This window comes from Macellibacteroides sp., assembly GCF_050251695.1.
Lineage (GTDB): Bacteria > Bacteroidota > Bacteroidia > Bacteroidales > Tannerellaceae > Macellibacteroides > Macellibacteroides fermentans.
This window is the reverse complement of the sequence record NZ_JBFWMI010000020.1, coordinates 27,497-42,104: the sequence shown is the minus strand read 5'-3', so window position 1 is coordinate 42,104 and position 14,608 is coordinate 27,497. Positions and strand designations below refer to the sequence as shown.

General features: G+C 47.1%; 12 protein-coding genes. 7 read left to right on the top strand and 5 right to left on the bottom strand.

Annotated features, from left to right (window positions below):
* On the top strand, nt 1–1,787 hold a 1,787-nt coding region (locus tag AB7E53_RS04990), incomplete at its 5' end, for a TrkA C-terminal domain-containing protein (protein ID WP_446774514.1).
* A 28-nt stretch (nt 1,788–1,815) separates the two neighbouring features.
* The gene (gene kdsB, locus AB7E53_RS04985; RefSeq protein ID WP_446774512.1) at nt 1,816–2,565 is read left to right on the top strand and encodes a 3-deoxy-manno-octulosonate cytidylyltransferase; all 750 of its coding nucleotides are present in this window, start codon (nt 1,816–1,818) and stop codon (nt 2,563–2,565) included.
* 335 nt (nt 2,566–2,900) lie between these two features.
* On the opposite strand, the gene AB7E53_RS04980 is transcribed toward kdsB, so the two are convergent.
* Entirely contained in the window at nt 2,901–3,470 is a 570-nt protein-coding gene (locus AB7E53_RS04980) for a DNA-3-methyladenine glycosylase I (RefSeq protein ID WP_446774510.1), read from the bottom strand.
* Between the two features lie 613 nt (nt 3,471–4,083).
* On the opposite strand from AB7E53_RS04980, the gene AB7E53_RS04975 reads away from it, so the two are divergent.
* The 3 genes from AB7E53_RS04975 to AB7E53_RS04965 all read left to right on the top strand — a co-directional run bounded on the left by AB7E53_RS04975 (nt 4,084) and on the right by AB7E53_RS04965 (nt 7,832).
* Entirely contained in the window at nt 4,084–4,518 is a 435-nt protein-coding gene (locus tag AB7E53_RS04975) for a GNAT family N-acetyltransferase (RefSeq protein WP_218858855.1), read from the top strand.
* 6 nt (nt 4,519–4,524) lie between these two features.
* Nucleotides 4,525–5,598, top strand: coding sequence for an alanine racemase (locus AB7E53_RS04970; protein ID WP_179398455.1), 1,074 nt, complete (start codon nt 4,525–4,527; stop codon nt 5,596–5,598).
* Between the two features lie 77 nt (nt 5,599–5,675).
* Nucleotides 5,676–7,832 carry an alpha-galactosidase gene (locus tag AB7E53_RS04965; protein ID WP_446771558.1) on the top strand — a complete coding sequence of 719 codons (2,157 nt, stop codon included), beginning with the start codon at nt 5,676–5,678 and terminating at the stop codon, nt 7,830–7,832.
* 66 nt (nt 7,833–7,898) lie between these two features.
* Here AB7E53_RS04965 and AB7E53_RS04960 read toward each other — a convergent pair whose 3' ends face one another.
* Entirely contained in the window at nt 7,899–8,774 is an 876-nt protein-coding gene (locus AB7E53_RS04960; RefSeq protein ID WP_068180307.1) for a VIT1/CCC1 transporter family protein, read from the bottom strand.
* Between the two features lie 269 nt (nt 8,775–9,043).
* On the opposite strand from AB7E53_RS04960, the gene AB7E53_RS04955 reads away from it, so the two are divergent.
* Nucleotides 9,044–10,885, top strand: a complete 1,842-nt coding sequence (locus AB7E53_RS04955) for a ChbG/HpnK family deacetylase (protein WP_446774508.1) — start codon at nt 9,044–9,046, stop codon at nt 10,883–10,885.
* Nucleotides 10,886–11,022: 137 nt separating this feature from the next.
* Nucleotides 11,023–11,304 (top strand): hypothetical protein, encoded by a 282-nt coding sequence (locus AB7E53_RS04950; protein WP_179398459.1) that lies wholly within the window; start codon nt 11,023–11,025, stop codon nt 11,302–11,304.
* A gap of 121 nt (nt 11,305–11,425) precedes the next feature.
* Here the strand turns inward: AB7E53_RS04950 and AB7E53_RS04945 are convergent, their stop codons facing one another.
* From AB7E53_RS04945 to AB7E53_RS04935, 3 genes are all read right to left on the bottom strand, one after another.
* On the bottom strand, nt 11,426–12,370 hold the full coding sequence (locus tag AB7E53_RS04945) for a YeiH family protein (protein WP_446774506.1): 945 nt from the start codon (nt 12,368–12,370) through the stop codon (nt 11,426–11,428).
* 71 nt (nt 12,371–12,441) lie between these two features.
* Nucleotides 12,442–13,338: a LysR family transcriptional regulator gene (locus tag AB7E53_RS04940; RefSeq protein WP_068180317.1), complete on the bottom strand. Its 897-nt coding sequence runs from the start codon at nt 13,336–13,338 to the stop codon at nt 12,442–12,444.
* A 5-nt stretch (nt 13,339–13,343) separates the two neighbouring features.
* The coding region (locus AB7E53_RS04935) for an NAD(P)/FAD-dependent oxidoreductase (RefSeq protein WP_446774504.1) at nt 13,344–14,608 on the bottom strand (1,265 nt) is incomplete at its 5' end.

The window sequence follows — 14,608 nt, the reverse complement described above, 5'->3', positions numbered from 1 at the left end:
TTGCCGTTTTACTCATGGTCTTGTTGTCCACCCTGGCCGTAAGCAAGCATGTAGAAGGGATGGATATGCTGGATAGTGTGGTTAAACTGGGTGTATTTTTACTCTTCAGCTTTGTAACGGGTATTTATATACTGCCTACATTCTTACGTGTTGCCAAAAGATTCCTCAACGACGAAACCCTGCTGATTGTTAGTGTAGGCTTATGTCTGGGGATGGTAATCCTTGCAACTAAATCGGGATTCTCATCGGCCCTGGGAGCCTTCGTCATGGGCTCCATACTTGCCGAAACCATCGAGGCAGAACGCATCGAGCACGTTGTTAAGCCGGTTAAAAATCTGTTCGGGGCCATCTTCTTCGTATCCGTGGGGATGCTAATCGAACCCGAACTGCTCTGGCAATACAAGCTACCTATCCTCTTCATCACACTGGCAGTAATACTTGGTCAGATTCTTTTCTCCGGATTTGGCATACTCTTATCCGGTCAGCCGCTTAAAATAGCCATTCAATCGGGATTTGCTTTGGCGCAGATCGGCGAGTTTGCCTTTATCATCGCATCGTTGGGATTGTCGCTCAAGGTAACAGACAACTTCCTCTACCCCATCGTTGTAGCGGTATCCGTGATAACTACATTCCTCACACCCTATATGATACGGCTGTCGGAACCCGCCTATGTGTATGCCGACAAGCATATGCCTAAATCGTGGAGGCGCTTTTTCGACCGATACTCATCCGGGGGATCAACAATCAAACAGAAAAGTACGTGGAACAAGCTGCTGAAAGCCCTGATGCGAATCGTTGTGATGTATTCTGCCGTATCGGTAGTACTGATCCTGCTGTGGCTGCGCTTTGTAGCCCCCCTCATTATCAGGAGTACACAGGGCATTTTCGGAGAGATCATCTCCCTGGTCCTTATTCTGCTTATCATTTCGCCGCTGCTCAGAGCCATCATGATGAAAAAGAATCATTCCGAAGAGTTTCAGGAACTTTGGCAAGACAGTAAATACAACCGCGGATCGTTGGTATCCCTTATTGTTTTACGCATCATACTCTGCATCGGGATCGTTATGATACCCATCATCAAGCTTCTCAATATCACATTCGGATTGGTTGTCGCCATTGCTGCGGCCTCCATCCTGATATTCATTTTATCCAAACGGCTTAAAAAGCATTCCATACAGATAGAACGACACTTCTTCCGGAACCTGGCCGCCCGTCAGGAAGAGATGGAAAGGCGTTCACCCATCAAGCAGCACTTTGCGAACCACTTGCTGGCCCGCGACCTCCACTTAGCCGATTTCGAGATCAGACAGGCCTCCCCCAGTGTTGGCAAAACACTGAAGGAGCTTAATTTCCGACAGAAATGCGGGGTGAATGTGGTAACTATCATCCGGGGCGAACAACGTATCAACATACCCGGTGGCGACGAGAGGCTATACCCTTTCGACAAATTAATTGTGGTAGGCACCGACAAAGAGCTTGAGTCTTTCCTGCAATACACAGAAGAACGATACAGACAGAATCAATCCGTGCTGCAGAAAGAAGAGGTGAAGGAGGTTAGCATGGAACAGTTTGTAATTAGTGCTGGCTCCAAACTAATCGGACTGTCCATACGCCAGTCGGGTATCCGCGATAACGCAGCCTGTCTGGTTATCGGTATCGAACGGGGTGTATCTTCCGTGATGAACCCCTCTCCAGACACCATCCTTGAAGAAGGAGACATTGTCTGGATTGTTGGCGAACGGGATAAGATGGTTAAATTAAGCGAAGGAGAAATTGTTGGATCCTAAAACAGTAAATAACAAAATACAGAAATATATGAAATTCATTGGAATTATTCCCGCACGGTATGCATCTACCCGCTTTCCGGGCAAACCCCTGGCTCAGATGGATGGCAAACCTATGATTCAACGGGTATACGAACAGGTAAAAGAGGTACTTGATGCGGTATGGGTGGCAACAGACGATACACGCATCGAAGCTGCAGTAAAGGCTTTTGGAGGGAACGTGGTGATGACTTCCACCGAGCACCGCAGCGGCACCGACCGTTGTCACGAGGCGTACACACTTGTAGGTGCAGGTTACGATGTGATAATAAACATTCAAGGTGACGAACCGTTTATCCAGCCCGCACAGATAGAAAGCTTGAAGTCATGCTTCGACAACGACTCCATCGACATAGCAACCCTTGTGAAACCATTCCAGGGCAACGATTCCTTCGAGGCATTAAGCAACGTAAACAGTCCCAAGGTTGTACTTAACAAGAACCAGGAAGCCCTGTACTTTAGCCGGTCCATCATTCCGTACCTGCGCGGCAAAGAGCAACAGGAATGGATTGCCAGCCATACTTACTTTAAGCACATCGGACTTTACGCCTACCGTGCTGATGCCCTGGCAGCCATCACCCGTCTACCTCAATCTCCGCTGGAGATAGCCGAAAGTCTGGAACAACTCCGCTGGCTCGAAAACGGATTCAAGATTAAGGTAGGCATCACCCAGCAGGAAACCATCGGCATCGATACACCCGAAGACATGGAAAAGGCGCTGCAATTCTTAAGAAACAGATAATAATCCGACTTCTGTCCAGAAAAATCCGACATTGTCCATAAGATTTCGATACTGTCCATAACATTGTGTTAATGAAGACTACAAGACATAAAGTTTGTAGTTATTTATATCTTTGATAAAGGAATTAATATGGATAGTCCCTGAAATTCCAAAAGAATAGGGCGGCGGTGAAATCCTGCCGCCCTATTCTTCTTTGGTAATACAATCCAATAGTGTCCCATAAGTCTGTTTACTTTTAGATTTCCCATAATCAGCTTATATTAAATTGCATAAAAGGTCTATTTAGAATTTTATGGGGACACTAGTGAATACAAACAGTATTTCAACGACCGGTTCTACCTGAAACTACAAGACACCAGGTGATCATTCACATACCCAACCGCCTGTAAATGCGCATAACAGATAGTGGTTCCGAAGAATTTAAAACCTCTCTTCTTCATATCTTTACTGATGCGATCGGACAAATCCGTTGATGCCGGAACATCAGAAAAACTGCTCCAATGGTTAACAATGCGCTCACCGCCAGGCAAAAAAGAGCGCAGATAAGCACAAAAGGATCCGAACTCTTCCTGCACCTTTATAAAGCAACGTGCATTGGAGATGGTCGACTCAATCTTCCGTCTGTTACGAATTATACCCTGGTCCTGCATCAAACGCTCCACATCCTCTTCTGTAAATCCGGCCACTTTGTGTACGTCGAAATCCGCAAAAGCCCTTCTGTAATTCTCTCTGCGACGTAAGATGGTAATCCAGCTCAACCCCGCCTGCGAGCTTTCCAGTACAAGGAATTCAAACATTGTAGGGTCGTCGTTCACCTCACGCCCCCATTCCTGATCGTGGTAGGTTGTATACAAAAAATCTGTACCGCACCAACCGCATCGAACTATTCCATCAGATTTTTCCATAAACGTATTTTTTTACTTATTTGCAAAGATAGAAAACTGCATGAAACAAATCACACCGGGTTTATTATTATATATAAATCAGACTTCCGGTTTATATATGGATACTGAAAGGACAAATAAAATAACCCCTACATACATTGTTAGCTATTTTTAAACATTCCCCCCTGTATTTTTACCTTTAATAGGTTTGCACATTCAAATAAAGGTGTAAATTTGCACTCAAATATGTTGTACAACATATTTATAAAATATATAAATTAGGACTAACATGAAAAAGTTTATTAAAAATTGCATGGAGCAATTAGGTAAAAACATTTTACTAGAATGGGGTTATTATTCTGAATAATCCCTTTTTTATTGTATCGAATCCTATTTAAGGAACTTTATTCCGGTATAAATAACCGGCACTTTCCTTATCCAAACCACCCTTCAAACCACACCAAATCACCATATATAAGCATTGACTTCAGCTTATTTTCAACATTTTAACTAAAAAACAGACTAAAACAGTCAGCCTTTTTTCTCTTTTTTACCTATCTTTGAAGATGGACGTTTCATTTTCCATTTGAGATTCCAACCAATCCTTCCAAAAATCACTAAAAATTGAATGCATATGATAACAACATTCTCCAGCCAAAATCCACCTTCAAACGAACTTCAAGAGGCGATTGCCGATTTCCTTTTTAAGCAGCTCGGGCCATACGGCGATCCCAAAGAACATATTCTCAAAGCCATCCGCTATGCTTTGAAGGCCGACAATAAACCCGGTGGATTTCTAATCACCTCGTGGGATCAGGAGGCCATGACCGGAGCCGTGGTGGTGAACAAAACCGGAATGGAAAGCTATATTCCGGAGAATATCCTTGTTTACATCGCCACCCATCAGGCCTACCGTGGCAAAGGATTGGGAAAGCAGCTCATGCAAAAGGCAATCGAATTATCCGAGGGAGGTATCGCCTTGCATGTAGACCCGGACAATCCCGCACGTAAATTATACGAAAGACTTGGTTTCGAAAATAAATATCTTGAAATGAGACTGATAAAATAATCCGCGATGGCATATATAACATTAAATACACACAAGCTGAAGGAGAATTACGATTACCTGGACCGTTTATTCAAACAACATAATATCGAATGGGGAATAGTCGTAAAGATGCTTTGCGGAAACAGAAAATACCTCGAAAAGGTACTCAGTCTGGGTATCAGGCAAGTGTGCGACAGCCGCATCAGCAACCTGCGTATCATTAAATCCATCGCCCCACAGATAGAAACTGTATTCATTAAACCTGCGGCCAAACGAAACGCTGCGCGGGTAGTTCAATATGCCGACATCAGCTTCAATACCGAACTCGAAACCATCCGGCTACTGTCCAAAGCAGCCGTTAACCAAAATAAGAAACATCGCATTGTTATCATGATCGAGCTGGGCGAACTGCGCGAAGGCGTTCTGCGCGATAACTTCATCGAATTCTACTCCAACGTATTCGAACTGCCCAACATCGAGGTGATCGGTATCGGCACAAATCTCACCTGTATGTACGGAGTGCTGCCTAACGAAGATAAACTCATCCAACTCTGCCTGTATAAACAGTTGGTGGAGGCAAAGTTCAACAAACAGATCCCCTATATCTCGGGAGGGGCATCGGTAACCATCCCCTTAATTCTGAAAGGGATTCTCCCCAATGGCATCAATCACTTCCGTGTAGGCGAAACCCTCTACCTGGGTACGGATGTGTATTACAGTCAGCCTTACGAACATATGCACAACGATGTATTCAAATTATTTGCCGAAATAATTGAGCTGAACGAAAAACCGGTAGTTCCCACCGGCGAACTGGGGCATAACCTTACGGGGCAGACCGCCTCATTCGACGAGGCACTTACCGGCAAAGTATCCTTCAGGGCCATCGTAGACGTGGGACTTCTTGATGTGGAAGACGGGCATATCTACCCGGTAGATTCCTCCATGCATATTGTGGGAGCCAGCTCGGATATGATTGTGGTAGATATAGGCAGCAATGCCCAAAACCTGTGTGTGGGAGACAGTATCGAGTTCAGACTCGATTATATGGGAATATTACGTATCATGAATTCCGACTATGTAGATAAACAGTTAGAAGAATAATAATTACATTTGTCGCCTGAAAAATAATAAGTGTCTACAAACACTTACTTGTTAACACACACAAATTTAACTCTATTATGAAACGAACATTGGTTCTATTATCCATCCTGATCTTTGCCGGTTTACTGCAGCTGCAGGCCGCAGAAAGCAAATTTATTTCAATTCGGACAGATCAGACAAATCTCATCTTCAAGGTAGGCGACAACGGCCGGTTATATCAATCCTATCTGGGACAAGCACTTGGCGATGCATCCGATCTGGCTTACCTTCCGCAGGGTATCGAAGCCTACCTAACCCATGGCATGGAAGATTACTTCGAGCCTGCCATACGTATCCTGCACAACGACGGCAACCCCTCTTTGTTGCTCAAGTATGTATCTCACAACACCCGCATTGTAGAGCCGGGCGTTACAGAAACATCCATCCTGCTGAAAGACGAAGTCTATCCCGTAGAGGTTACCCTCTACTTCACGGCTTTTGCCAAGGAGAATATCATCAAAGAACGTACCGAAATCAGACACAACGAAAAGAAGCCGGTCACCCTCTACCAATATGCCTCCTCCCTGCTCAGCATGCAGGCATCCAAATACTACATGACCGAATTCAGCGGCGAATGGGCTCACGAAGTCAACATGACCGAACAGGAGCTTTCTTTCGGTAAAAAAATGGTAGATACCAAACTCGGAAGCCGTGCCGGCATGCTTTGCTCGCCCTTCTTTTTAATATCGCTCAACGACAAAGCAAAAGAAAACAGCGGCGATGTTCTTTTCGGGACATTGGCGTGGACAGGCAATTTCCGTTTCACCTTCGAGGTAGACAATCATAATAAACTTCGTATCCTCTCGGGTATCAACCCCTACGCATCCGAATATACCCTTAAACCCGGCGAGGTATTTGCCACCCCCGAGTTTATATTCACCTACAGCACCGAAGGAAAAGGAAAGGCCAGCCGCGATTTCCATTCCTGGGCCCGTAAGTACCAGCTTAAAGACGGAGAAGGATCGCGTATGTCGTTGCTCAACAATTGGGAAGCCACCTATTTCGATTTCGACGAAACTAAATTGGGCAACCTGTTTAAAGAGGCCAAACACCTGGGAGTAGATATGTTCTTACTGGACGACGGTTGGTTTGGCACCAAGTATCCGCGCAACAGCGACACCCAGGGATTGGGCGACTGGACCGAGATAAAAGAGAAGCTTCCCAACGGCATCGGGCACCTTGTAAAAGAGGCCAATGCACAAGGCGTGAAATTCGGACTCTGGATCGAACCCGAAATGGTGAACCCCAAGAGCGAGCTGTTTGAGAAGCATCCCGACTGGGCCATCCATCTGCCCAACAGAGAAACCTATTACTTCCGTAACCAGCTGGTACTGGACCTCAGTAATCCCGAAGTGCAGGACTATGTGTTCGGTATTGTAGACAAACTGATGACCAGCTATCCGGGCATCGCATACTTTAAATGGGACTGCAACAGCCCCATTACCAACGTCTATTCGGCCTACCTCAAAGACAAGCAGTCGCATCTCTACATCGAACATGTACGCGGACTGTACAAGGTACTTAAACGGGTGAAGGATAAATATCCTACCCTTCCGATGATGCTGTGTTCCGGCGGAGGTGCACGTTGCGACTACGAAGCATTGAAGTACTTCACCGAATTCTGGGCAAGCGACAACACCGACGGAGTGGAGCGAATCTTTATCCAATGGGGATTCTCCCACTTCTTCCCATCCAAAAGCATTGCAGCCCACGTTACCTCCTGGGGAAAACAACCGCTCAAGTTTCGTCTGGATGTAGCCATGATGTGCAAACTGGGCTTCGATATCCAGCTGCACGAAATGAATGAAAAGGAACAGATTCTTTGTCAGGATGTGGTAAAGAACTTCAAACGCCTGCAACCCGTTATACTGGACGGCGATCAATACAGACTGGTTTCACCCTACGAAAGCGACCACGCAGCTGTTATGTACAATGCCAAAGATAAAAACAAGGCTATCTTATTTACCTACGATATCCATCCCCGTTACGGCGAAATCACTCAGCCGGTACGGTTAGAGGGCCTCGACCCGGCCAAGCGTTACAAAGTTGAAGAGATCAACCTGCTTCAGGACAGCAAACCGGTTTCCGCAGCCAATGGGAAAGTATACTCCGGCGATTACCTCATGAAGGTTGGTCTGCCGTTACTGTCGACCAGACACACCACCAGCCACGTATTGGAGCTTACCGCCCAATAAGCCAGCTGTCAGTACCATACAAAAAAGGCTGCCCTATCGTAAAGAGGGGCAGCCTTTTATATTTTATCACGCCTCTATTCCGGTAAAATATTTGAGTGCGTAGCCAATCAGGAAGCTCACCGTAGCTACCGAAAAGCTCAAAACAGCCATTTCCACAAACCGCTTCTTAAAACTTTCGCTCTTGGCAACCGCGTAATAGTAATTGAACAACCCGATAATAATCAGTGCAGCAACAAGCATCAGGCCTAAAGCCGCCAGCACATTGCTTATCAATATAAACGGAAGAATCAGGGCAAACACCGTCACAATGTAGGCAAAACCTGTATAAACAGCCGCTTTTACGGGGTGCTTCTCACCGTCTCCGTCGGACTTGGTAGAAAGATATTCGGACGAGGCCATAGACAAAGCCGCAGCAATTCCGGTGATACTTCCCGTAAGAGCGATCAGCTTCGAGTCGTTCAGGGCAAGGGTGAAACCAGCCAACGCACCGGTAAACTCCACAAGCGCATCATTCAGTCCCAGTACAACAGAACCCATATAAGAAAGGCGCTCCTCGTTTATCATCGCAATCAGCTGCTCTTCGTGCTTCTCCTCCTCCTGGCCCAGGGCCACCACCTCGGGGAAATCCTTATAGCGGGCATACATATCCTGCGCCTCCGATTCGCCGTTTTCCATCAGCTTGATTGCAAATGTGAGTCCGAATATCCGGGCCAGCACATAATAAAAAATCACCTTCCAGCTGTAAGGCGAAGGAATAATACCCGTATACTTCATCAACACCTCGCAGTGCTCCAACTCCTCGAACGATATAGCGTTAAGCACCTTTTTATTCTGTTCATCCTTCTCTATAGACGCCAGTTTAGCGTAAACAAGAGACGAAGTCAATTCATCCCGTTGAAACCGGATAAAATCCCGTCTCGTATTTAAATCTACATTCAACATAAAAATTAGTCAGCTAGGTTATTACATATTCATGCCACCCAGCATCATAAAAGTGAGCCGGGCGCTCTACAAAGGTATACAAATAACATAACAATTCACCCACATCCTTTAAAATTAAAAAAGAATGCCAGGCAAAGATTCCCCTCATTTTATTAATTTATCACTCCACATTTAAAATAAAAAAGATACTTTTGTAAGTTCTGTGCCTTTTGCAGCATACAAGTACACAGAACTGTTTTACATGAATCATTCTTTAGAACAATCTCGATATGAAAACAAACCACTTCAAAAAAGCAATCTGCACACTAATGGTGTGTGCCGCTTGTGTTTCGTTGCCGGCGCAGACACTACATCCCCGGCTAATTGTAAGAGCAGACGACATGGGCTCGTTCCAGTCCAGTAACCTGGCCTGTATGGAAGGCTATAAAAACGGAATCCAGACCTCCATCGAGGTGATGGCTGTTGCCCCCTGGTTTCCCGAAGCAGCCAAACTTCTTAAAGAGAACCCCGGTATCGACGTGGGACTGCACCTTACCATCACCAGCGAATGGGACAATATTAAATGGCGTCCCCTCACCCATTGTCCGTCGCTTACAGACAGTAACGGCTACTTCCTTCCCATGATGTTTCCCAACCCCAACTACCCCGGCCTGTCCATCAAGGAAAGCAAATGGACCCTTGCCGAGATAGAACAGGAATTCCGGGCACAGATCGAACTGGCACTCAAAAACATACCTCATATCAGCCACCTTTCCGGACACATGCTATCCAATGCCTTCGATCCGGAGGTGCAGAAGCTTACCGAACGCCTGGCGGCCGAATACAACCTGCCCATCAACCTTACCGACACCGGATACGGTACCAAGGTTGAATCTGTACGGTATGACGGACCAAGTCAGACTTCGGCCGAAAAAGAAGAGAGCTTTATCCGCATGCTTCAAAAACTGGAAGCCGGCAAGAGCTACCTCTTTGTAGATCATCCCGCCCTGGACGATGCCGAAATGAAAGCCGTACACCATATAGGATACGAGCAGGTGGCGGCCGACCGCCAGGGGGTGACCAACCTCTTTACCAGCAACAAGGTGAAACAGGCAATCCGCGACAAAGGAATACAGCTGATCAGCTACAACGAGCTGACCAAAGCACTGCCCCGCAGCACACCCGAAGCCGAAAAGGTAAACCCTAAAGGCATCACCAACTACCTGAAGGCGGTTAAGGAAAGCGGACAAGACCTTCACAGCGTGATGGTTCTGCGTCACGGAAAAGTAGTGGCCGAACATTGGTTGGGCGACAACGCAGCCAATAAGAACCACATCCTGAACTCCGTAAGCAAAACCTTTACAGCCACCGCCATCGGATTTGCCGTTGCCGAAAACCGTATCAAGGTTACCGACAAGGTAATCTCCTTCTTCCCGGACGACCTGCCCGCAGAGATTTCGCCTAACCTGGCCGAAATGGAGATAAGACACCTGCTAACCATGAGCTGCGGTCACGATACCGACCCGACCTCCGACATCCGTAAAGAAGATCAAAGCTGGGAACGTAAATTCCTGGCCACCCCCGTAGTACACAAACCCGGCACCAAGTTCGTATACAACAGCGTAGGCACCTACATGCTGTCGGCCATCATCCAGAAAGTAACCGGACAAAAAGTACTGGACTACCTCTACCCGCGCCTGTTCCGTCCGCTGGGCATCACCGGAGCCGAATGGCAAAGCAGCCCCACCAACATAAATGCAGGAGGATGGGGACTCTACATCAAGACCGAAGACATGGCCAAGATGGGACAATTCATGCTGCAGAAGGGAAAATGGAACGGCAAGCAGCTCCTGCCCGAATCCTGGTTCGACGAGGCCACCCAATCGCACATCGCCCAACCACCCGTATGGTTCCCTGCCAACGGCAAGGTAAAGGATAGCGACTGGACCCAAGGCTACGGATACCAGGTATGGCGATGCAGGAACAACGCCTTCCGCGCCGATGGAGCCAACGGACAATTCATCATCGTGATACCAGAGAAAGACGCGGTGATAGTAACCACAGCCAACATAGGTGATATGCAGGCCGAGATAAACCTTATCTGGAAACACCTGCTGCCCGCCCTGCGCTGATACGGCACTACTTGTGTGTACCAGAGGATGGCCCGAAGGCAATTTAAACAAAGCAGCAATGTTTAACAATAATAAGTCGGATACAGTCAACAAACCCCGGCCCAAGGTTGTTTTCTAAATACAAACAATGCATTGTTATGAAAGCAAAGTGTACACACGAACATAAGAAACTTTGTTATAACAAAGATCTTAGCCAATATTGGATGTGCCTTGATTGCAAGCAGATTATTGAAGGAATAAAGACTGCTGTAGAGAGCAGAACCCAACAAATCAAATCTGTCATTGAAATAGCTGCACGCAGAAAAGCGACACATGTGATTGATCCGCATAACCATCCTACCCATCCTATGGGAGGAGTTCACCAACACACACGTGCCGTTTCGCGGAATCTTCCCGGCGGAGCCGGCAGAAACCGTTAATGAACGTACAACTACGAAAGGATAACCTTCCGAAAATACCAACGGGAGACAAAGAATCGCCAAGGCGAATGCTTTATCTCCCGTTTTTTAAGTCTCAAAAAACTAAACTACACCTCTTCTATCAACAGAAAAACCACACGTAGGCGAGCGAACTCACCCCGATAACCAGCCACAGCAATACAGCATGCATCAGCGAACGCATCCCTACCCTGCGCAGCACCCCCCGTGAAAGTCCGGCTCCGATAAAGAACAACGTAAGCGTAAGCCCTTTGTGCGCCAACCAAACCATACTACCGGTAAGCAAAGCGGGTAACGATAAAAACGTATTGGCAAGCATGGCAAGCACAAACAAGAAGATAAACCAGGGCATATACACCTTGTCCGATTTGCTTTTAAAAATAAACGACGTAACAAATGCCACCGGGATAATCCACAAAGCACGTGTAAGCTTAACGGTGGTAGCCACCTTCAGAGCCTCGTCGCCATAAGCGGCACCGGCCCCCACCACCGAACTTGTATCGTGTATCGCAATGGCAGCCCACATACCAAACTGCTGTTGTGTAAGCTCCAGCAGATGCCCCAGTACCGGAAATAAGAACAACGCCACAGCATTCAGGATAAAGACCGCCCCCAACGATACAGACATCTCGTGGTCGTTCGCCTTGATTACCGGTCCCACCGCCGCAATGGCGCTACCGCCGCAAATGGCAGTACCCGAACTGATCAGATAGCCCGTCTTACGGTCCACCTGCAGCTTCCGAGCCAGCACCGAACCGATCAGCAGCGTTCCCACCACCGAAATAACAGTAAACACCATCCCCTCCCTGCCCGAAGCCAGCGACTCGTGCAGATTCATCCCAAATCCCAGTCCCACGACCGAAACCTGGAGCAAATATTTAGACGATTTTTTAGTAAAACCAGGAAAAGCCTCCCCGCAGACCAACGCAAAAACCAACCCTGTGAAGAGAGCCACAGGCGGGGTAACCATGGGTAAAAAACAAAATAACAGTAACAACACGTAAACAACCTTCCTCTTAGACTGCAGAAAATTTTCAATTGCATTCATATATCTACCTATTTAACGACTGCAAAGGTAAGCAACCGAAAACAAACGCGCCAATCGTATCTTTTAATGCCTTATAAGTTTTTATTATAATGCTCGGCAAACTGCATAAACACCTGCGACAAACCGCTCTCTTCGCCCTGCAGACGCACAAAAGAGAACTCCCGCTCCATATCCAGATCCTTTATCTCTATCACTTTAAACTGCCCGGCAACCAGTTCGCGGTCGATAGACCGTACCGATACAATCCCCATGCAATCCGTATTCTCCAGAAACAACTTGATGCTTTCCGTACTACCCAGGTACATCAGCACATTCATATCCGATAATCTTACGTTATGGCTCAACAGAGAAGTCTCCAGCACATCCAGCGTACCCGATCCCCTTTCCCTTAAAACCAGGGGTACGTCACATAACTCCTTCACCGTAATCTCGTCGTGCTTCACCAGTTTGCTGCGGGTGCTCACCACCGCCACCAGCTCGTCTTTAAGGAAAGTGGTATATTTAAGATTGGGCTGGCGGATGATCCCCTCCACCAGTCCCAAGTCAATACGATGCTCCAGCAAGGCACCCTCCACATCGCGCGAATTACCATTCAGCAACGACAACGAAACCTGCGGGAACTTCTCTATAAAACGTGCCAGGAAAGGAGGCAGCACATACTGCGCAATGGTGGTACTGGCCCCCAGGCGGAGCTCGCCCGAGCATTCGTTCTGCAACAGATGCATCTCGTAATCCAGCCGCTTGTAATCGTCCAGTATCCGTTTGCTGTGCTCCTGCAACAGCAGGCCTGCCCTCGTAAGGGCAATGCGATTGCCCAAACGATCAAACAGACGTGTTTTATAGACACTCTCCAGCTCATGAATATGCTTCGTAATAGCCGGTTGAGTGATAAAAAGCTCCTGTGAAGCCTTCGTAAAACTAAGATTCCTCGCTACGCTTAAAAATACTTTTAACCTAAAATCAGCCATATAAATCAGGCATAACCGTTTAGCATTCCATAAAAATACATAGGCTTCAGGATATAAACCTTCAGCACCCAGGCCAGCCATTGCTCTTGCGACATATCCATAAAGTTGAACGGAACACTTGGTTTCGGATTCTTGTCATAGTCGAATTCGCAAAGCAGCACCTTGCCATACTCCGTAATGATCGGGCAAGCCGCGTATCCGTCGTACTTCTCCACCGGCTCTTTACCTTCCATCAGCGAAATAAGATTCTTGGCAGCCAGCGGAACCTGCATACGTACCGCAGCCGATGTCTTACTGGTAGGAATACCAGCCACATCACCCAGACTCACAATATTATTATATGTTTTGTGTACCAGCGTCTCTTTGTCTACCATCACCCAGGCTTCGGCAGCCAACTTACCTTCGGTCCACCCCAATCCGGAGTCGCGCACAAAGTCGGGAGCCGACATAGGCGGTGTAAAATGCAGGAAGTCGTAATCCTCGGTATAAGGCGTTACAATCTTCTCCTCCACCTTGGTTAACTTGCCTGTCTGCTCATCTTTCAACTCTTTCTCAACCTTTTCCACCTTGTTGAAGAAAACCTTCTTTGCAGAGGTATCGATACCCTTCACTCTATAATTCAAGGTAATACTTACGTTACGTTCTTTATAAATCTCCTCCAGGCGGGTTGTATAATATTTCACATCGTACAATTCGTGTGCCGCTGTAAAGTAATCCAGCTTCACCTTATCGCGCGTATTTTGCTGGCGGGTATAATGTTCCGTAAGCAAACAGATCTTTTTGGGAGCCCCCCCGCATTTATGCTTGGTGTAGGTATCGGTAAAGATGCCGCGTCCGCCCTTCTTGCCAAACTCCTTCAAGGCAGCCCAGGTACGTTTGGCCCCTTCAAAATCGTATATACAGTGTGCGTTACCCTGCCCCAGTGTTTCTTGCGTCATACCCTCCACCAGGTTCCAGTTAATCTGCAAGCCGGGCGTAAGCACTAGAAAATCGTAGGCAACCACGCCATTTGTCTGGGTTCTGATTTCGTTCTTCACCGGATCTACGGCAGCAACGCTATCCTTTATCCACTTCACACCAGACGGAATGCAGGCTTCCTGCTTCTTATACACATCCTCCGGCTTATATACCCCCGAAGCAATAAGTGTAAAACCAGGCTGATAATATTGTAGTTCGCTAGGATCGATCAAGGTTACATCCGGCTCATCCAGCCAGTTCATCAAACGTGCAGCCATACTTAATCCGGCTGCTCCCCCTCCGATAATCACTA

Coding starts and splice junctions, on each gene's coding strand:
- kdsB (WP_446774512.1), top strand. CDS start 1,816: ATGAAATTCATTGGAATTATTCCCGCACGGTATGCATCTACCCGCTTT.
- AB7E53_RS04980 (WP_446774510.1), bottom strand. CDS start 3,470: ATGGAAAAATCTGATGGAATAGTTCGATGCGGTTGGTGCGGTACAGAT.
- AB7E53_RS04975 (WP_218858855.1), top strand. CDS start 4,084: ATGATAACAACATTCTCCAGCCAAAATCCACCTTCAAACGAACTTCAA.
- AB7E53_RS04970 (WP_179398455.1), top strand. CDS start 4,525: ATGGCATATATAACATTAAATACACACAAGCTGAAGGAGAATTACGAT.
- AB7E53_RS04965 (WP_446771558.1), top strand. CDS start 5,676: ATGAAACGAACATTGGTTCTATTATCCATCCTGATCTTTGCCGGTTTA.
- AB7E53_RS04960 (WP_068180307.1), bottom strand. CDS start 8,774: ATGTTGAATGTAGATTTAAATACGAGACGGGATTTTATCCGGTTTCAA.
- AB7E53_RS04955 (WP_446774508.1), top strand. CDS start 9,044: ATGAAAACAAACCACTTCAAAAAAGCAATCTGCACACTAATGGTGTGT.
- AB7E53_RS04950 (WP_179398459.1), top strand. CDS start 11,023: ATGAAAGCAAAGTGTACACACGAACATAAGAAACTTTGTTATAACAAA.
- AB7E53_RS04945 (WP_446774506.1), bottom strand. CDS start 12,370: ATGAATGCAATTGAAAATTTTCTGCAGTCTAAGAGGAAGGTTGTTTAC.
- AB7E53_RS04940 (WP_068180317.1), bottom strand. CDS start 13,338: ATGGCTGATTTTAGGTTAAAAGTATTTTTAAGCGTAGCGAGGAATCTT.